Consider the following 18,170-nt stretch of genomic DNA (forward strand, 5'->3'; position numbering starts at 1 on the left):
CGTCCAGATTGGAGGTGGGTGTGGACCCTCTTGAGGATGTGCTGACCCTGCTGAAGACCCGCAGCCATCTCTCAGCGAGCCTGGCCGCGGGAGGACGCTGGGCCGTGCGGTTCGACGCCCCCCGCACGGTGAAGTTCAATGCCGTTCGGCGCGGCTCCTGCCAGCTGCAGGTGGGCGGGATCGACGAGCCGATCGACCTGGCCGAGGGCGACTGCTATCTCCTGACACGTCCACGCTCCTTCACACTCCGCAGCGATCCGGAGGCAGCTCCTGTCGAGGGCCGCGCCGTGTTCGCACAGGCCGAGGGCGGCATCGCCAGAGCGGGCCAGGGCGACGACGTGTTCCTCATCGGCGGCGGCTTCTCCTTCGGTACCCGCGCCCAAGAGCTGCTGCTCGACAGGCTGCCCCCGATCGTCCATGTGCCCGCCGACACCCCGCACGCGGAGACGGTGCAGTGGGCACTGACCGCCATCGACCAGGAACTGACACATCGGCCGATGGCCTTCACGCTGATGGCGGAGCATCTGGCCGTCGTCATGCTCGTTCATGTGCTGCGTCTGCACCTGGGACGCGCGCCGCATGCGGTGTCGGGATGGCTGGCCGGCCTCGCAGATCCCGTGGTCGCCACAGCGCTGACCTCCTTGCACCGCGATCCGGCACGCTCCTGGACCGTGGCCGAGCTGGCCAGCGCCGCCGCGGTGTCCCGGTCCACCCTGGCCGCCCGCTTCAAAACCACGGTCGGCCAGGGGCCCTTGGAATACCTCACGCGATGGCGGATCGAGCTCGCAGCCCGGCAGCTACGGGAAGGCAGCGCAACACTCGCCTCCATCGCCCACTCCGTGGGATACGGATCCGAAAGCGCCCTCAGCGTCGCCTTCAAAAGAGTCTTGGGAATCCCTCCCGGCGACTACCGCAGACATCCCTGATGCCTTGATGCCTTGATGCCTTGATGCCGTCGAGGAGACGTGTTAGCACGATCGCTCTCACGAAGAAGTGCGGGCGCGTCTCTTCCACACGGCGGTCGCCGTTGCTGCGACGGCGGTGGCGAGGGCCGAGGCGGCGACGGGATGGCGGGCCAGTGAGGCCTCGAAGGACCGGCTGTGGGACGCCGTGTCGAAGACGCCGTGGGCGCCATGGTCCGTGCCTTTGGCCTCGTCGACCGGTTCGTAGAGGTTGTTCTCGCCGCTCGGCGGCCGCTGGTTGGTCTGCTGGGCATCGATACCGGTGCGGGCCAGGTAGCGGTCGAGCAGGGCGGGAGCCAGGCGGTTGACCCAGATCGTCGCCACCGTGGTGGCGCCGACGTAGTACTGCTTACGGCGCGGATGAGGGAATGCGGGCGCACTAAGGGTTCCGCTCGCCGCATTTATGGAATTCCGATATCGCCTCATAGGGTTAATTCTCGACTCGACCAATGCAGTGAGAAATGCAATCGCCCAGCTCGCCGGTCTTCGAGTCCGGTGGTGCGCGTGCTGAAATTTGAGGGACTTGTCCTTTAGTGTGCATGCAAGTGGTTTGGGCTGTCTGTGGCCGCCGTTCGCCATGCGCTGTGGTGATTGGAAACGAGGTGGTGGCAATTTCCGCAGCGAAGCTTTCCTGGAGCGCTGCATCGGTGTCTGTGGTGGCTCTCGCGATCGCGGGTGCTCCGCCGGCAGGACAGGCCCAGGCCGTGGCTGCGCCGGCGAGTGTGAACGCGACTCACGCCCCCGGCACTCCGGGGGTCCCGCAGGCGCCGGTCACGGTGTTCACCGAGGACTTCGAGAACACCGGCGACAACCCGGTTCTCCTGGAGGACTACGTCGGGGCCCCGCCGCTGAACGAGACGTACACGGCCGACCCACCGTGGCTGGACCCCGGCCAGTGCAACGGCACCATCCTCAACCAGAACAGTCCCGCCCAGCCCGACTGCCAAGCGAGTGGTGGGGGGCCGGAGCGCCTCGCGAACATGGCCAATGTGCTGGGGCAGGTCGGCGGGACGAATCCGCCGACCAACCACGCGGTGTCCGCGTACACCCTCAATAAGGACCCTGGTGCCAACTTGGTGGAGTTCCGGACCAAGCAGCCGATCGCGATTCCGGCACCGAATCGCTACATCACCTTCGCCGTAGACGTAGCGGCGGATAATTGCAAAGTCGTCGACGCGGTGCCTCCGCTGCTGAAGTTCTACCTCACCGGCAGCGGTCAGGACATCCCGACCTTCACCACCCCCATCAATCCCTGTACCGACCCCAACTCCCACCCCTACACCGGAGGAAACGGCGTTATGGCCGGGTCGTTCGCCGGTAACAGTGCTGCGCTGTTCACCGGCAACGAGTTGGGCATCAAGTTGGTCAATGGGCAAGGAGCCTGGTTCGGCAACGACCACGCCTTCGACAACATTCGGATCCTGGATGCGACTCCGCAGCTGGACAAGGCGTTCAGTCCTGCCACCATCGACGAGGGCGGCACCTCGACGCTCACGATGACGGTGACCAACACCAGTGAACTGGCGGCGAAGAACGACTTCGGCTTCACCGACAGCCTGCCCGACGGCGTGCGCGTCGCCTCGGACGCGAACGCGTCGACGACCTGCGGCAACGGCACCGTCACCGCTGAGCCGGGCGGCTCGTCGGTGGCTCTGGACGGCGGCGACCTGCCCGTCGGCACAATGTCCTGCACGGTCACGGTGAATGTCACCGCCGACGAGGCGGGCACCTACGTCAACAGCCCTGAAGCGATCACCACGGTCGGCCTGAACCCCCCGGCTCCCGCGACGCTGACCGTCGAGGAGGAAGCATCGGAGGCTCCCAACGGCGCCTGGGCCGTCGGCACCGCGACGGGCTCGCCCGGTCTGCTGTCCGGCAACGTCGTACAGGCCCCGGTGGACATCCCCGTCAACGTGTGCGGCAATACGGCGAACATCATCGGAGTGCTCGATCCTGCGGCGGGCAACACCTGCGTCAACGGCTAGTTCTGTGAGCGGGAACGTGAACCAGCCGAGGGCACCGGCGGCCATCAGCGCCACGGGTGCACCGACCCAGACAGGCCATAGGTTCCGGGTGTACCGGCACTGACGCGCCGAAGGGCTCACCGAGCACGTGACCGGTGAGCCCTTCGGCTATTCCGCTCTCAGGTTCCCGGTCGGTTGCCTTCGTTAACCGACCGGGAACCGGAGGAGCACTGGGGAAAGTTCGCGACTGTCATCACCGCCGGTTTGGAGCGCGGACGGCGGATCGTGCGGGCGTCAGCGGACAGTGGTGGTGTGGGCGGCCTGTTCGATCAGGCGGGTGACCGCTGCCGGCTGGGACACGGAGACGGCGTGGGAGGCCTTGACCTCGACGGTGCGGGCGTGGGCGCGCTCGGCCATGAAGTGCTGGGCGGCGGGCGGGATGTTGTAGTCCTCGGTGGCGATCAGACTGAAGGAGGGGATGGTCCCCCAGGCGGCTTCGGTGGCCTTCTCCTCGAGGGCGGAGGCGGCGACGGGGCGCTGGGTGACGGCCATCAGGGCGGTGACCGATTCGGGGAGGTCGGCGGCGAACTGGTCGTGGAACTTGTCGGCCTTGATGTACAGGTCGGTGCCGGTGCCGCCGTCGGGAAGCGGGAAGGGGACAGGGGCGAGGGTGGGTCCGAGGGTGCTGCCGGGGAACTTGTTCGACAGTTCCAGTGCGCTCTCGCCCGCTTCGGGGGTGAAGGCGGCGATGTAGACCAGCGCCTTGACGTTCGGGCTGTCGGCGGCGGCCTGGCTGATCACGGCGCCGCCGTAGGAATGGCCCGCCAGCACGATGGGCCCGTCCACACTGTCGAGCACGCTGCGGACATAGGCGGCGTCGCTGGCCAGGCCGCGCAGCGGGTTCGCGGGAGCGATGACCGGATAGCCCTCCTTCTGCAGACGCTCGATGACCCCGTTCCAGCTGGATGAGTCCGCGAACGCACCGTGGACCAGCACGATGGTGGGCTTGTTCTGCGACGTGGGGTTCATGGCGGGAGTTCTCCTTGTCATCGGTGGCGCAACGGTCGGCGCCTTCGGGCACAGCCCAGGACCCCTGGTCAGTCAAGGGCGACGGGCGAGGATGGCGGTGCGGTGAGCAGCGGTGGCGCCGTGGGGGTCAGCGGGTGGTGGAGCGCGCGGCCTGTTCGATCACGCGGGTGACCGCTCCCGGCTGGGAGACCGAGACGGCGTGGGAGGCCTTGACCTCGACGGTGCGGGCGTGGGCGCGCTCGGCCATGAAGCGCTGGGCGGCCGGCGGGATGTTGTAGTCCTTGGTGGCGATCAGGTCCCAGGAGGGGATGGTCTTCCACGCGGTCTCGGTGGCCTTCTCCTCGAGGGCGGAGGCGGCGACGGGGCGCTGGGTGGCGGCCATCAGGGCGGTGACCGACCGGGGGACGTCGGCGGCGAACTGGTCGTGGAACTTGTCGGCCTTGATGTACAGGTCGGTGCCGGTGCCGCCGCCGGGAAGCGGGAAGGGCACGGAGTTCAGGGTCGGGCCGAGGGTGCTGCCGGGGAACTTGTTCGACAGTTCCAGTGCGCTCTCGCCCTTGTCCGGGGCGAAGGCGGCGATGTAGACCAGCGCCTTGACGTTCGGGCTGTCGGCGGCGGCCTGGCTGATCACGGAGCCGCCGTAGGAGTGGCCCGCCAGCACGATGGGCCCCTTGACGCTCTTGAGCACGCTGTGGACGTACGCGGCGTCGCCGGCCAGGCCGCGCAACGGGTTCGCCGGGGCGATGACCGGATAGCCGTCCCGCTTCAGACGCTTGATGACGCCGTTCCAGCTGGATGAGTCCGCGAACGCACCGTGCACCAGCACCACCGTGGGCTTCTGCGCCGGCGGGCGGTGCCCGGCCGTGGCGTCCGCGGCATCCGCCGTGGTGGCGGCCAGTGACAGGGCGGCTACGCCGGCGACAGCGCCGAGCAGGGCGGCGGACTTGGAGGTGCGGGTGCGGAAGACGGTCTTGACGTTCATCTGGCTCTCCTTGTGAAACAGCGCCGTCCACCGGTCATCCCGGTGGCTGCGGCCGCCCCGCTCGGGGCGACATCGAGAAACCTAGCGCACGATTGCCTTGTGCACAACACAACAGCTTGCGAGACGCTCGTCAGCGATACACTTGGGTACACGGGGATGCTGCACAGCGTTTCCGATGACGGTCCGGGGCTCAGGGTCCACGGGCCAGGGGAGGGGAGAACATCCGTGAGCGACGACGACACCCGCACATCCACGCCCGGCAGTCCCGGTGAGGCGCCGCTACTGCTGGAGGACCACTTCTGCTTCACCCTGTACGCGGCGTCCAGGGCCGTGACCAGCGCCTACCGGCCCCTGCTGGACGAGCTGGGCCTTACCTACCCCCAGTACCTGGTCATGGTCGTGCTCTGGCAGCACGGCACCGTATCCGTCAAAGACCTGGTGGCCGCCCTGCAGCTGGACTACGGCACCCTCACACCTCTGATCAAACGCCTGGAGACGAACGGACTGCTCAAACGGCAGCGGCGAGCCGACGACGAACGCGTGGTGGAAGTGGCCCTCACTGCGCAGGGAACCGCACTCAGTCGCCACATCCGCGCCGTCCCGCTCGCCATCGGAGACGCCATGGGCCTGACCGCCGCGGAGTTCGCAACCGCGCAGGACCTGCTGCGCCGGCTGACGGCCAACGTCCTCCACCACCACACCACCGACGCCCAGCCCACGGTGGTATCGCGCTCATAGGGCAATCGCGCTCATAGGGCAGGGGTTGCCCACGCCCGGATCGGCTACTGCAGCAACGTCTCGCAGCTCACCACACGCCTGCCCTCCACGCGGTGGGCGCCGGCGGCGTTCAGCCCGTCCGCGCGCCCATCCAGCCCGTCCTCGTGCGCCACGCCGGCCCGCGCGCCAGCCCACGACGAGGAGGCCAACGTGCCGGGCAACTACGACTCCACGGCCGGCCCACATGTCGCAGAACCGTCAAACGGCAGACGGCCGCCGCCCTTCCCGCGCATGATGACTCTTCCACACCTGACATGGGGGGGACCATGGGCTCCCGAGCCGCCATCCTCGCTCTCGCAGCCATCACCACGGCCACCCTGGTCCTCACCGGCTGCAGCAGCGACAGCAAGCCCGACGTAGCCGCCTGCAAGACCGCCCTCGCCAAACAGCTCGACATCGCCGTCAAAGCCGGTGACAACGTCGAGGAACCCAGTCGCCCCGACGAGTGCGAAGGCGTCAACACCGCGACCCTGGCGCGCCTCATCGGCGAGGTCAACGAGGAACACGGCAACTGACCTGACACCAAGCCCGGCCCGGCGGAACCCTGACAGCGACATAAGCCTGGTGGTCAGGATCCTCCGAAGGCGTGCCGGTCACGTCAGGTTTCCCGGGTTCCCAGCTCGGCGAGCCAACTCGGCTGCGGCGAGCCGTCATTGACCGTGGGTGACCCTCCGATGCGGCACGCTTGTGGGCCCGAAACGCGATCCGGTGCCCGCTCGGCGCCCGCCGATCCGTGTCAGTGCTCAGCATTAGGCTCCCGCGCATGACCTCCCCTTCGCACCATGCTCCCGCGCCACTCAGGCAGGAGACCCTCGACGAGCCGACTGCCAAGGAGGAGGACGACGATGTGCTGATCGAGAAGCTGCGTGCCCGGGCGTGCGATCCGGGTCGGCGAATTCGACACCGCTGACGTTCCAGCTCTGTGGATATCCGAGCGCTACGGCAGCGCGCGACTGGAGCAGCGCCAGGACGTCATCAGGTCGTACTGCGGCGATGGAACGGTACAGCTCAATTCGGACGTCCAGGAGGTAGCTGTCTACTACGCTGACGCTCCCCGCGGCCCGCTGTTTCCGCCGCTGTCCATGGGGGATGTCGCCAAGGCAGAACACAGAATCGGACGCCGCCTTCCCAAGCTTCTACGGCGCGTGTACACCGAGGTCGCCAACGGAGGCTTCGGCCCCGACAGCGGTCTGGCCTCGCTCACCGACGGCAACCGAGCCCCGGGGCACCTGAGCCACTGGCCAGGCGCGGTCAGCATCCATGAGCGCAACCGCACGCGTGGAGTGCCGGCATCGTGGCTGCACCTCGCTTACGGCGGCTGCACGATGCAGTGGTACCTCTCACTCACCGCGGTCGGCAACCCCGTGCTGCTCTACGACGCGGACGGTTGGGTTCCCGGCTGGGGCCATGACGCGCACGACGGCCTGAGACATGCATCGTCCTCACTGCGTAAGTGGCTATGGACCTGGGCGGACGGCGGAGACGTCTGGGACGAGGTACTCAACCGGTGAAGCCCGCCTGCGAGGTCGCGCGGACGAGCGCCTTGCCGCGACGGTGCCCTCGACCCATGGGGGCCTGTGGTGGAAGTGCTGGCCGCGAGGGTCTGGCACACCTGAGCGTCGTCATGTCAGTGGAGTCGTACATGATCGGCGCGTCAGTTCTGCTGCGGGGATAGGGGAGGGCCATGCCGATCACGAATCAGCAGGTAGCGGGGCACGCGTTTTTGTCTCGCCGGGACGGCTGTGCCGAGCGACTCCCTGTGGGAGAGAATGCCGGGCATGACGACTTGAAGAGCACCGGGCGGGCGGCAGCATTGGCGCAAGGTCGGGACCTGGGACACGGTCGCCGACGGGGACCGTCGGATCTGTGCCGCCTGCGGAATGCCCGTCCGCTCGTACCAGTACCGATTCCATCCGCCCGAGTCCTCCATGTTCGAGCGGTGCATCGGACTCGCCTGGTGTTCCAGTTGCCGGATCTACTCCGGCAACATCGTGCACGTCCCCCGAAATCGGGTCCTGATCGACGCCCTCGCTTCGCTTCCCCGCGAACAACGGGAGAGGCTTGAACGTTCGGAAACACGGCTGATTGAGTTCCTGGACCGCCAGGCCCGAGGCAGCAGAGATTAGATTCCACCGGCCAGCCGGCCTCGGGGCCACTTCTTCGTCTGCTGCTGCCTGGCCGTGGTCTGGGCGAGGCGGTAGGACTCGGTGCCGGTCTCGATGATGGTGCCGTTGAAGGTGAGTCGGTCGACGATGGCCGCGCAGAGCCTTGGGTCGGTGAACGTCTTGGTCCAGCCCCCGAACGATTCGTTCGAGGCGATGGCCACACTGTTCTTCTCCTCCCTCTCGGTCAAAACCTGGCCCGTAGCGGGCGATCGTCTTGATCAGCTGCTTTTCGTCGGCGGCTTCGACGAGTTCGTTGACGAGCTTTGCGGCGAGCGCGTAGCGGACCCGGAAGCCGGACATCGCGGCGGCCGAAACCGAGGCCGATCAGCAGATGAGACTTGCCGGTGCCGAAGTCACCGATCAAGCACACAACTCGTCTGGCACCAGCCGCTCAACGATCCCCACCATGACGGGCAGCCTACCCAGCCAAATGAGATGACGTCTTAGGCTCTGCGAGGGAGGGTACGAACGGGCACCAGGTCGTTCGGCGGAATGTCCTGCTGCTGCCGCCATCCCGTTGATCCGCAAGGTGACGTCCTCGGCCGCGGCATAGGCGAACACGTCATCCAGGGCCCGCAGTCGGATGCCACAGATGCGCGCCCGGTGTCACACAGTGGTGACGACCTCGTCGTAGGCCAGGCGCGGGCTGCGCGAGAACCAGGCGGCATCTCCGGGTGTGCCGATGTTGACCACGACCAGTACGGAGTGCTCGCCGTCACCGAAGAATTCCTTGTCGATCCCCTCGGCGTCGAATCCCGTCATCGGGCCGGCCGCCAGACCAGCGGCGCGGACGCCGACGATGAAGTAACCGACCTGCAACGCTGCATTGAGCGCAGCGGACCTCTCCCGTACCACGCGTTCGGCGAAGAGCAGGTCCTTGGCCTGCGGGAAGTGCGGAAACTGGGTCGGCAACTCCTCATGGAACTCGTTGTCCGCGGCGAGGATCGCGACCAGCGGGGCGGTGGCGGTCTTCTTCTGGTTGCCCTCGGCGAGATGCGGCACCAGCCGCTGCCGCGCGTCGTCGGAGCGGACCAGGACGATCCGCAGCGGCTGCTGGTTCATCGAGGTGGGGCCGTACTTGACGAGGTCGTAGATGGCCCTCATCTGTTCGTCCGTCACCGGCTCATCGGTGAAGGTATTGGCTGTCCGGGCCTCTCGGAACAGAAGGTCCTGGGCGGCGGGGTGGAGTGCGAGAGACATGACGCATCCCTATTTCGGCAATGGTGGATGGTGTGCGCGAAAGAGTCGGGCGCTGACGCCCGGCCGATTCACGGCGGTGTTGGTGCGCCTGCGACTCGGGCGCGATCGACGGGGACGCCGCCTGGAGCGACGGCTTCGAAAATCCGGCGTCGACGCGGCCGCGCCCTGCGGTCCGCTGGCATCGCGACCAGCTTCGGGCAGGCGCCGGCCAGGGGCATCGCCTATTCGAGCGATCCTTGCTGCTGGATGGCCAACCGGAGCGTGCCACAAAGAAAGCGGTCTGGATGAACCCCGCGATCCCTAAGGCTGATGGCCCTTCACCTGATCGTCCGGGGCGAGCAGCACAGGGTGGTGCGGCGTGATGTCGGAGTGGATGCGGTGGGCTGGACGAGCGGGGCGGTGGGATGGCTTGGATGAGTCCGTCCCGTCCGCTGGCAAGGCATGTCTTCCGGGCGTGCGTCGCCACGTGGACGGATGCCGTGAACTCGTCGGCGTGGAGGAAGAGGGCGTGCGCGGCGTGGACGCCTTTCTTCTCCACTCGCCGGCTGGCGACGTGTTCGCCGAGCAGTTCACCGCCCTGGAGGCGGTGTAGAGCTGCCGCCGCCGGGACCGACGCCGGTGCCGGCGAATTCGTGTCAGCGCTCGAGAATCAGGGCGAGGCCCTGGCCGACGCGATGCACAGGGCGGCAACGCCGACTCCGTGCCTTTGCGAGCGAGTTGGTGGACGGCGGAGCCGGCGAGGCGAGCGCCGGACGCGCCTCGAGTGGCCGAGCGCGATCGCGCCGCCTTGCGGGTTGAGCGACGATGACGGTGCGCGCGCCGTGGACGAGGTCCATGGCGTCTCCTATCCCGGTGATCATCTTGCCGGGGACGGCCCAGTTGGCCAGGTCCCCGCTCGCGGAGACCTGCATCGCGCCGAGCACGGCGGCGTCGATGTGCCCGCCGCGGATCATGCCGAAGGAGAGCGAGGAGCCGAAGAAGGAAGCGCCGGGCAGGACCGTCACCGTCTCCTTGCCCGCGTTGATCAGGTCCGGGTCGACTTCGTCCTTGGTCGGATACGGGCCGGTGCGCAGGATGCCGTTCTCCGATTGGAGGATCACCTCGACGCCCGGGGGGAAGGTGGTTGGGGATCAAGGTGGGCAGCCCGATGCCGAGATTGACGTATTGGCCGTCCCTCGGCTCGCGTGCCGCCCGTACGGCCATCTCTTCCCGCGTCCATGCCATCAGCTGCTCACCGTCCGCTGCTCGATCTTCTTGTCCGCCGCCTGCTCGGGGGTGAGGGCCACCACCTGCTGTATGGAGATGCCCGGCAGGTGCACCGCGTCAGGGTCGATGTCGCCCGGCTCGACGAGCTCCTCGACCTCGGAGATCGTGACCTTGCCCGCCATGGCGGCCAGCGGGTTGAAGTCGCGGGTGGACTTGCTGAAGACGAGGTTGCCGTGCCGGTCGCCCTTCGCGGCCCGCACCAGCGCGAAGTCGGTGCGGATGCCGCGCTCCAGCACGTACTGGGTGCCGTCGAACTCGCGGACCTCCTTCGGCGGCGAGGCCAGCGCCACGCCGTCCGAGCCGTCTTAGCGCCAGGGCAGCCCGCCGTCGGCGACCTGCGTACCCACCCCGGCCGGGGTGTAGAAGGCGGGGATTCCGGCGCCGCCGGCTCGCAGCCTTTCGGCGAGCGTGCTCTGAGGGATCATCTCGACCTCCAGCTCACCGGCCAGATACTGCCGGGCGAACTCCTTGTTCGCGCCGATGTACGACCCCGTCACCCGGGCGATCCGCCCGGCCCCGAGCAGCACGGCCAGGCCCGACTCCATCGCCCCGCAGTTGTTCGAGACCACGCCGAGCCCCGACACCCCGTGCTCGAACAGGGCCTGGATCAGCACATTCGGCACACCGCTCAACCCGAACCCGCCCACCGCCGCCGACGTACCCTCCGGCACATCCGAAACAGCCTCCAAAGCCGTGGCGACCACCTCATCCATCTTCCTTTATTCTGCCTCTCGCCGATGTGGACCCATCGGACGCTGTTTTCGCAACGCAACATCAAGAATTCGGCCGGGCTCTCCATTATCGTTGCGGACGTCGTGGGAATTGCGGGAGCGGATTTGCCGCAGACCCGCCCGCCTCCTCGCGTCGCGTCCCACCCGTCAGACACGTGCTTCCACGCTGCAACGCCTGGGCATCCATCGGCATCCCGCAGATGAGGGATATCGCATCCGATCCACAGGCCGCTGGTTCGGTGCACGTCGCGCGAAAAGGGTATTCCCGCGCCGATCCGCGTTATCACTCACAGATCTTATTGACGCACATCATCCGAGTGTCGACGCTTCCCTCCATGAATACAGGAGTGGTAGGACCGAGGAAATTCTCATGAAGACATTCGTGCACCGGGGACAGATCACCAAGGTCGTCTTCGGCAGCGGAACGCGCAGCCGCATTCCGCAAGAAGCCGATGCTCTCGGATGCCGCCGGGTGCTCATCCTGTGCACCCCTGGTCAAGTGGAGCAGGCCGCCCAGATGCGCGACCTGCTGGGTGGCGCAGCAGCGGGAACTTTCACCGAAGCGGCTGCGCACACCCCGGTCGACGTCACGGAGAAGGCGGTCGCGTATGCCAGAACCGTGGGAGCTGACTCCGTGCTCGCCCTCGGCGGTGGATCGACCATCGGCCTCGGCAAGGCCATCGCCGTACGGACCGGCCTTCGGCAGCTGGCGCTACCCACCACCTACGCGGGCTCGGAGATGACGCCGATCCTCGGCGAGACCGAAGGCCGCAGGAAGACGACCCGACGGCTGCCGGAAGTGATGCTCAACACGGTGGTGTACGACGTCGACCTGACGCTCACACTTCCCGTGGCGACATCGGTGGTCAGCGGCATCAACGCCATGGCGCATGCCGTCGAGGCCCTCTATGCACAGGACCGGGACCCGGTCGCCTTCCTGATGGCCGGTGAAGCACTCGACTCCCTCATCCGATCCCTTCCGGTCGTCGCGCGGCGTCCGGACGACGTGGCGGCGCGGGCGGATGCGTTGTACGGGGCGTGGCTGGCGGGCACGTGCCTCGGCACGGTGGGCATGGCCCTGCATCACAAGGTGTGCCATGTGCTGGGCGGCACGTTCGGGCTTCCACACGCAGAAACCCACGCCGTTGTCCTGCCGCACGTGGTCGCCCACAACGGGCCGGCGGCCCCGGAGGCCATGGCGCGCATCGCGCAGGCGCTGCGGGGGGACGAGGCCGCGAGCGGTCTCTTCGACTTCGCCGGGAGGCTCGGCGCCCCCCGGGCGCTGCGGGACCTCGGCATGCCGGAATCGGGGATCGAGCAGGCGGCCGAACTCGTCATGAGGGACGGCTACTGGAATCCGCGACCAGTGGACCGGATCGCTGTCCGCGCCCTGCTGACCCGCGCCTGGGCCGGGGAAGCGCCGTCGGCCTCACCGGGCAACGAAGATCCTCGATCCGACTCCGTCATCGAAGCCTCGACCACAACGGGAGCACGCCATGCGTGATCTAACCAGCGACACCATCACCGAGGCCGTGATCTCGACCATGCGGGACACCAAGGACTCCCGCCTCGCGGAGATCATGGAATCGCTGGTGCGGCACGTCCACGCCTTCGTCCGTGACGTGGAACTGACCGAGGAGGAGTGGGCCCGGGGAGTGGACTTCCTGACTCGCACCGGGCAGATGTGCACCCCGACGCGCCAGGAGTTCATCCTGCTGTCCGACGTGCTCGGTGTCACCATGCTCGTCGACGCCCTGAGCAATCGACGCCCTGCCGAAGCCACACAGAACAGCGTCCTCGGCCCCTTCTTCAGGGACGACAGGCCGCAGCCTCCCGACGCCGCCGACATCTCTGGAGGATTGCCCGGTACCCCGCTGTTCTTCGAGGGACGAGTCGTCGACCGTGAGGGAGCGCCAGTGGCCGGCGCGGCGGTGGACGTGTGGCACAGCGACGCGGAGGGCCACTACGACGTGGATGTGCCCGGCCGGGTCGACCCGGCCATGCGTGCGCTGTTCCGGACCGAGGAGACGGGACACTTCAGCTTCCGTTCCATCCGCCCATCCAGCTACCCGATACCCGGTGACGGCCCGGTCGGCGAGCTCATGGGCGCGACCGGCCGGTCGCTCATGCGGCCCGCCCATGTGCACCTGCTGATCGAGGCTCCGGGATTCCAGCGCGTGACCACCATGCTGTTCCCTTCGGACGACCCGTATCTGGATGCGGATCCGGTGTTCGGGGTCAAGGACTCGCTGGTCGCGTCCTATGACACGTACGCGGCCGACTCCGGGCCCAGGCGCGGGCCGACCGACCAGCCGTACACGGTGCTGCGCCACACCTTCGTCCTCGAACTCCTCCCCGCGGACTGAAGCGTCACCCCCGCCGCGTAAGCAGTCGGCCGTCTGCACGCCATGAACGAGGGGCGGCGCGCGACTTGACCCGGAACTCGGCGAAGCACGATCCGGCCACCGCGCGCCGACCTCGCGTACGTCACAGGGCTGCCGCCTGCCTTCCCACCCGGCTCGAACGATCAAGTCCGCCAACGCAACCAGCAGGACGGTGAGTTCATCCAGCGCCCTGCGCAACAAAGGTTGACGCCCTTCCCGACTTTCACGGAGGTCCTGCGATGACTGAAACCCTTGACATGACCGTCGATTTCCGAGCCACGATGAGCCGGCTCGCCACGGGTGTCAGCGTGATCACCACGTGCTCCGGAAGCACGCCCATCGGCATGACGGCGAGTGCCGTGTCCGCCCTCTCCCTGGACCCGCTCCAGCTGCTCGTCTGCATCGGCAACCACCTGTACACGCGGACCGCGATCGCGGAACACGGCCGCTTCGCCGTCAATGTCCTAGGCGAGGACAGCGAGCACCTGGCGCGGAACTTCGCCGTTTCCAAAGCGGACAAGTTCGCGGGCGTCGAGACCTTCGACGACCACGGCGTGCCGGTGTTGAAGGACGCCATCGCGGCTGTCGTGTGCGACGTCGCCGAGGCGCTCCCCGGTGGCGATCACACCATCTTCGTGGGTGACGCCCGCCAGTGGGCACACAAGGCAAACTGCCGACCGCTGCTCCACTTCGCGGGCGGCTTCGGCACGCTCAGGGCTGCGCACTAGGCCTGGCGGCAGCGGTCCGAACCAGGCCGCCTGGCCCGTGACCGGCCGGCCACCGCCCCCGATGTCCGGCTCCTGCGAGGCGAGCTGTGGACGCCGGGGGCTCCGCTCGTTTCGACGACCCCACGGAAAGTGTGATGACCAGCTCCGTTGCGGCATTCAAGCTGCATCCTGCGACCCAGCCCCCGCATCTTCTGAGCCGCCCCCGTCTGCTGCGCCGGCTTGACGCGGCGACCGAGCCCGTCGTGGTGCTCTCCGCGTCGGCCGGCGCCGGCAAGACGGTGCTCCTGACCGAGTGGTCGCGCCGCCTGGTGGCTCGTGGAGAGTGCGCATGGCTCAGCCTGGACGCCTACGACAACGCCCCGGGCCGGCTCTGGTCCTGCATCCTGCGGGCGCTGCACCAGGTACTGCCGGATCTGCCCGCCCGCCTCGACGACGACGGGTGGACGGTCGATGCGTGGCTCGAGGAGATCCTGCCGAGTCTGGTGAGCGGACTGGGCGCCCAGAGGCCGCTCACGCTGATCCTCGACGGATTGGAATCCATCACGGACGTCGACGCGGTCCGCAGCCTGGGGGACTTCCTGGCAAGGCTTCCCCACGGATTCCGCATCATCGTGTCGACCCGGCACCTCCTCGGAAGTCCGCTGCCGGCTCTGCGCGCCCGAGGTCTGGTTGCCGAACTCGACCAGCACGACCTGGCCTTCACCCCTGAGGAAGCACAGGCCGTGCTCACCGGTCTGCTCGGATCCGCTCCGAGCGCGGAGACGTCGAGCGCGCTGTATGAGGCCACCGAGGGATGGGCGGCTGGGCTGTGCATCATGGGGCGCGCCCTCGCCCGCTCCGTGAACGAGTCCGATATGGAAAGGGAGTTGGCCCTCGGCAGGCAAGCGGTCTCCGAGTACCTGGCCGGCGAGGTCCTCTACCGGCTCACCACCGAGCAGCGCGAGTTCCTGCTGCGGACCAGTGTCCTCGACGAGCTGAGTGCCGGACCGTGCCAAGCCCTCGCCGGGGAGCAGGCAGGCGTGGTGCTGCGTGAACTCGCGCGGACCGTGCAACTGCTCGTGCCCGCCGCCGATCCGTCGGCGTACCGGCATCACCGAGCACTGTCTTCGCTGCTGTCCGACGCTCTGATGTCCCAAGGGCCGGACACTGTCGTGTCCCTGCACCGGTCGGCTGCTCAGTGGTACGCCCGGCGGAGGGAGACGACCGCGGCCGTACGGCACTGGGTGCGGGGCGGCGATGAGCCCGCGGCCGTCGCGTCGGTCCTCGACGGTTGGGAGGAGGCGGTCTCGGCAGGCCGTAGTGCGGAGGTCTCGCATTGGCTGGACCTCTTGCCGCCCCGCATGGTCGCCGCCGACGGGAGATTGTGCGTTGTGGCGGCAATGGCAGCCCTGTCGGGGGGAGCCCCGGAAACAGCCCGGCGCTGGCTGGATGTGGCCCAGCTCAGGCACACGGGACCGGAGACGGTCGGCGAAGGCAGCACGGTGTCCGATGCGGTAGCCGTCGCTCAGGCCGTTGCCTGCTATCTGAAGGGCGAGGTGCTGACCGCCGACCGTCTCGGCGAATCCGCCGTTGCCGGCACCATGCCGTTGACTTCCTGGCGTGCCCTGGCCTGTACGGCCCGGGGTACCGCTCTGCTGTGGACCCGCCGTTACGGGGAGGCAGAGGCGCTGCTCGGCGAGGCGACCCGTGACGCACACGCCGCCGGGCACGGTTTGGTGCTCGTCCGCGCGCTGGGTTTGCGGGCGGTGTGCGCGCTGCTGGCCGGACGGCACGAGCAGGCGCGCGTTCTGAGTGACGAGGCCCTCCAGGCGGCCGCGACGGCCGGTCTGGGCGGGCACTTCGTCGCCATGTCCGCCTACATCGGCCGGGCCGGCCTACTCCTCGAAGAGGGAGACATCGATGGGGCCGAACGGGCTCTGGCCGACGCGGAAGCGGTGCTGGCGGGCTCGACCCGGGCCGGAAGCGAACCCCAAGTACGCGCCCTGTGCCACGTCATGCGGGCGCGGCTGGAGAATGCGCGACACAACACGGACGCGGCCCGGGAGGCCCGCGAGGCGGCCGAGCGGGCGGCGGCCCGGTGCGAGTCGCCAGGGGCACTGACGGATCTGCTCGGCCGAGTCGGCGAGGACACGGTCGTGACGCCTGCCGCCCCCGGTCCCCAGGACCTGTCGCTGGGGGAGCACCGAGTGCTCCGTGCCCTGTGCGGACCGCTGACGCTGCGGGAGATCGCCTCCGAGCTCTATGTGTCCCACAACACGGTCAAGACACAGGTACGGGCCATCTTCCGCAAACTCGACGCGCACGACAGGAGCGCAGCGGTCGCAAGGGCCCGGGAGCGCGGTGTGCTCTGACCCGGGCCCTCGAATTCTGCTTACTTGGCGTCCTGGCGTCGGGCGTAGTCCGCCTGAGCCGTGTACGCGGTCTCCTTCTCCTCCTCCACCTTCTCGATGCCGCAGACCTTGCGCGCGAGGTCCGCCATGATGCCGCTCGGGGACATCTCGGCGCGCTTCATGGTGAGTGTGCGGATGGCCAGCAGGGGCGTTCCGTTGAAGTTCTCGAAGGTGCTGATGCGGTCGCCCCAGTCGGACAGGAACAGGTCGCGGATCACGCGGCTGATCTTCAGCCGGTCATGCGGCCTGCCGACCGGTCCGGTCTGCAGCGCCTCCAGCCACGGCCGCAGTTCGGGCCGCTGCCACTGCCCCTCGGTCGGGAAGATGAGCGAGGCACGACCGGCCAGGTCGACGATCTCGTGGGCCATCTCGGCGACGTTCTCGAGGTAGTACGCCCGCCCGAAATCGAACATCAGGACGTTCGGCTTATAGAGGCCGCCGGGAGTGTGGAATCCTTCCTCTTCGGAAGCGATCACATGTGCCTTGAGCGTCTGGTGGAAGCCGGCGAACCGGGAGATCCGGGTCTGGACCGGCGGCAGCTGGTAGGTGCCGATGTGCTCGGTGACCAGCAGGGCCAGACCGAGCATCAGCTCGGCGCGCACCATCTGCCGGACCAGGGCCTGGTAGTGCAGCCAGTCGAAGACGCGTTGCGGGTACAGCGACGCGTGCTTGGGGTTACCGATGTGGAACACCTGGTTCCAGGGGATGAACACGTCCTCGAACACGATGACGCTGTCCAACTCGTCACCCCGGGAGGCGAGCGGGTGCTCAACCTCCTCCGCGTCCCGGACGTTGCTCTCGCGGCAGATGATGGTGACGCCGGGGGTGTTGGGCTTCACCGCCCCGAAGATGATCTGCTCCGGCAGAATGCCGGGGCGGTAGAAGACGCCGATGTGGATCCAGTCACCGAAGGCCGCACCGGTGCCGATCGCCTTCACGCCCCGCACGGTGATGCCGTCGTCCGAGGTGCCGACCACCTGCAGGGCGGGGGACTCGGCCTGGGCGGAATCGCGTGAGCGGTCCGTCTGCGGGTCGACGAACGCGGGCGTCGTGTTGAGGTCGCCCTCGCGCACCAGGTTCCAGAAGTCGAGGATCCCCTTGGTCAGGTCCCTCCCGTCGGTGCCGACGGCCTGGCTGCTCCAGGGCTCCGGGTCGTCGACGTAGGTCAGCAGGACGTAGTTGTTGACATCAGGGGTGCGCGGGGTCGCCCCGCCACCCGTTTCCCGCAGGACCGTCTCCATGTAGCGCCGCTTGCGCTTCAGGTCCTCCTTGGAGCGGTGCTGGAACCACGTCATGGACCGCCGGACGCCGTCCTCGTCCACGAACGTCATGACGTCCTGGAGGTCCGGGCGGTGGTGCAGGTCGTAGAAGTCCGCGAGGCTCCGGGCGTACGCCCGGGTCTTGGGGTGCGTGGCCACGTTGTCGACGAGTTCGTCGCCCACCCACACCGTGCGGCCGTCGTTCAGTGCTGCCAGGTATTCCTTGCCTGTACGCACGTTGTGCTCCTCTCCAGGGGCAATCCGGATGGCACGGAGCATGCGTCGGGCCGGGGTGAGACGACGGCGCACAACCGGCAATCACCCGGGTGAAAG

Annotated in this window: 16 protein-coding genes and 3 pseudogenes; 11 read left to right on the forward strand and 8 right to left on the reverse strand. The window is 68.0% G+C overall.

All coding sequences use genetic code 11. The features are described from left to right. Positions 1–20 precede the first annotated feature (20 nt). Positions 21–926 carry an AraC family transcriptional regulator gene (locus tag H305_RS0136555; RefSeq protein WP_028804817.1) on the forward strand — a complete coding sequence of 302 codons (906 nt, stop codon included), beginning with the start codon at positions 21–23 and terminating at the stop codon, positions 924–926. 57 nt (positions 927–983) lie between these two features. On the opposite strand, the gene H305_RS48100 is transcribed toward H305_RS0136555, so the two are convergent. Beyond that, complete coding sequence (locus H305_RS48100) at positions 984–1,388, reverse strand: hypothetical protein (protein WP_199791509.1); 405 nt, start codon at positions 1,386–1,388, stop codon at positions 984–986. A gap of 350 nt (positions 1,389–1,738) precedes the next feature. Here H305_RS48100 and H305_RS56190 point away from each other — a divergent pair, with 350 nt between their 5' ends. Beyond that, the gene (locus H305_RS56190) at positions 1,739–2,947 is read left to right on the forward strand and encodes a chaplin (RefSeq protein WP_158690644.1); all 1,209 of its coding nucleotides are present in this window, start codon (positions 1,739–1,741) and stop codon (positions 2,945–2,947) included. Between the two features lie 273 nt (positions 2,948–3,220). Here the strand turns inward: H305_RS56190 and H305_RS0136570 are convergent, their stop codons facing one another. Together H305_RS0136570 and H305_RS0136575 are read right to left on the reverse strand one after the other, a co-directional pair. After that, positions 3,221–3,976, reverse strand: coding sequence for an alpha/beta fold hydrolase (locus H305_RS0136570; RefSeq protein ID WP_078629427.1), 756 nt, complete (start codon positions 3,974–3,976; stop codon positions 3,221–3,223). A 106-nt stretch (positions 3,977–4,082) separates the two neighbouring features. Further along, positions 4,083–4,937: an alpha/beta fold hydrolase gene (locus tag H305_RS0136575; protein WP_028804820.1), complete on the reverse strand. Its 855-nt coding sequence runs from the start codon at positions 4,935–4,937 to the stop codon at positions 4,083–4,085. 225 nt (positions 4,938–5,162) lie between these two features. Here H305_RS0136575 and H305_RS48110 point away from each other — a divergent pair, with 225 nt between their 5' ends. From H305_RS48110 to H305_RS55305, 4 genes are all read left to right on the forward strand, one after another. Further along, entirely contained in the window at positions 5,163–5,675 is a 513-nt protein-coding gene (locus tag H305_RS48110; protein ID WP_051371370.1) for a MarR family winged helix-turn-helix transcriptional regulator, read from the forward strand. A 305-nt stretch (positions 5,676–5,980) separates the two neighbouring features. Continuing rightward, entirely contained in the window at positions 5,981–6,229 is a 249-nt protein-coding gene (locus tag H305_RS0136590) for a hypothetical protein (protein WP_028804821.1), read from the forward strand. A gap of 248 nt (positions 6,230–6,477) precedes the next feature. Next, a complete protein-coding gene (locus H305_RS55300; RefSeq protein WP_234021374.1) occupies positions 6,478–6,624 on the forward strand; it encodes a hypothetical protein in 147 nt (48 codons plus the stop codon). A gap of 235 nt (positions 6,625–6,859) precedes the next feature. Continuing rightward, entirely contained in the window at positions 6,860–7,225 is a 366-nt protein-coding gene (locus H305_RS55305) for a hypothetical protein (RefSeq protein WP_234021375.1), read from the forward strand. A gap of 611 nt (positions 7,226–7,836) precedes the next feature. Here the strand turns inward: H305_RS55305 and H305_RS48120 are convergent. Both H305_RS48120 and H305_RS0136605 read right to left on the reverse strand, forming a co-directional pair. Then, positions 7,837–8,249: pseudogene (locus tag H305_RS48120) on the reverse strand (ATP-binding protein); the annotation flags it as partial. A 236-nt stretch (positions 8,250–8,485) separates the two neighbouring features. Next, positions 8,486–9,079: a malonic semialdehyde reductase gene (locus H305_RS0136605; RefSeq protein ID WP_028804823.1), complete on the reverse strand. Its 594-nt coding sequence runs from the start codon at positions 9,077–9,079 to the stop codon at positions 8,486–8,488. Between the two features lie 454 nt (positions 9,080–9,533). On the opposite strand from H305_RS0136605, the gene H305_RS53670 reads away from it, so the two are divergent. Beyond that, positions 9,534–9,671 (forward strand): hypothetical protein, encoded by a 138-nt coding sequence (locus H305_RS53670; protein WP_158690645.1) that lies wholly within the window; start codon positions 9,534–9,536, stop codon positions 9,669–9,671. Positions 9,672–9,855: 184 nt separating this feature from the next. Here H305_RS53670 and H305_RS48125 read toward each other — a convergent pair. Both H305_RS48125 and H305_RS48130 read right to left on the reverse strand, forming a co-directional pair. Beyond that, positions 9,856–10,303, reverse strand: a pseudogene (locus H305_RS48125) (CoA-transferase); the annotation flags it as partial. Further along, positions 10,303–11,058, reverse strand: a pseudogene (locus H305_RS48130) (CoA transferase subunit A). The pseudogenes H305_RS48125 and H305_RS48130, both read right to left, overlap by 1 nt. A gap of 109 nt (positions 11,059–11,167) precedes the next feature. Between H305_RS48130 and H305_RS48135 the strand changes: the two are divergent. From H305_RS48135 to H305_RS0136640, 4 genes are all read left to right on the forward strand, one after another. Beyond that, positions 11,168–12,580 (forward strand): maleylacetate reductase, encoded by a 1,413-nt coding sequence (locus H305_RS48135; RefSeq protein ID WP_234021376.1) that lies wholly within the window; start codon positions 11,168–11,170, stop codon positions 12,578–12,580. Then, on the forward strand, positions 12,573–13,442 hold the full coding sequence (locus H305_RS0136630; RefSeq protein ID WP_028804824.1) for a dioxygenase: 870 nt from the start codon (positions 12,573–12,575) through the stop codon (positions 13,440–13,442). The genes H305_RS48135 and H305_RS0136630 overlap by 8 nt, the downstream gene beginning before the upstream one ends. Before the next feature lie 257 nt (positions 13,443–13,699). After that, complete coding sequence (locus H305_RS0136635; protein WP_028804825.1) at positions 13,700–14,188, forward strand: flavin reductase family protein; 489 nt, start codon at positions 13,700–13,702, stop codon at positions 14,186–14,188. A 134-nt stretch (positions 14,189–14,322) separates the two neighbouring features. Then, the gene (locus H305_RS0136640) at positions 14,323–16,539 is read left to right on the forward strand and encodes a LuxR C-terminal-related transcriptional regulator (protein WP_028804826.1); all 2,217 of its coding nucleotides are present in this window, start codon (positions 14,323–14,325) and stop codon (positions 16,537–16,539) included. Between the two features lie 20 nt (positions 16,540–16,559). On the opposite strand, the gene H305_RS0136645 is transcribed toward H305_RS0136640, so the two are convergent. Further along, the gene (locus tag H305_RS0136645; RefSeq protein ID WP_028804827.1) at positions 16,560–18,074 is read right to left on the reverse strand and encodes a 4-hydroxyphenylacetate 3-hydroxylase family protein; all 1,515 of its coding nucleotides are present in this window, start codon (positions 18,072–18,074) and stop codon (positions 16,560–16,562) included. Positions 18,075–18,170: the final 96 nt, after the last annotated feature.

The sequence above is a fragment of the Streptomyces sp. 142MFCol3.1 genome (assembly GCF_000424945.1).
Lineage (GTDB): Bacteria > Actinomycetota > Actinomycetes > Streptomycetales > Streptomycetaceae > Streptomyces > Streptomyces siamensis.

Bases quoted from the DNA above. Each gene is read 5' to 3' on its own strand.
- H305_RS48100 (WP_199791509.1), bottom strand. From the start codon at position 1,388: ATGAGGCGATATCGGAATTCCATAAATGCGGCGAGCGGAACCCTTAGT.
- H305_RS0136570 (WP_078629427.1), bottom strand. From the start codon at position 3,976: ATGACAAGGAGAACTCCCGCCATGAACCCCACGTCGCAGAACAAGCCC.
- H305_RS0136575 (WP_028804820.1), bottom strand. From the start codon at position 4,937: ATGAACGTCAAGACCGTCTTCCGCACCCGCACCTCCAAGTCCGCCGCC.
- H305_RS0136590 (WP_028804821.1), top strand. From the start codon at position 5,981: ATGGGCTCCCGAGCCGCCATCCTCGCTCTCGCAGCCATCACCACGGCC.
- H305_RS55300 (WP_234021374.1), top strand. From the start codon at position 6,478: ATGACCTCCCCTTCGCACCATGCTCCCGCGCCACTCAGGCAGGAGACC.
- H305_RS0136605 (WP_028804823.1), bottom strand. From the start codon at position 9,079: ATGTCTCTCGCACTCCACCCCGCCGCCCAGGACCTTCTGTTCCGAGAG.
- H305_RS0136630 (WP_028804824.1), top strand. From the start codon at position 12,573: ATGCGTGATCTAACCAGCGACACCATCACCGAGGCCGTGATCTCGACC.
- H305_RS0136635 (WP_028804825.1), top strand. From the start codon at position 13,700: ATGACTGAAACCCTTGACATGACCGTCGATTTCCGAGCCACGATGAGC.
- H305_RS0136640 (WP_028804826.1), top strand. From the start codon at position 14,323: ATGACCAGCTCCGTTGCGGCATTCAAGCTGCATCCTGCGACCCAGCCC.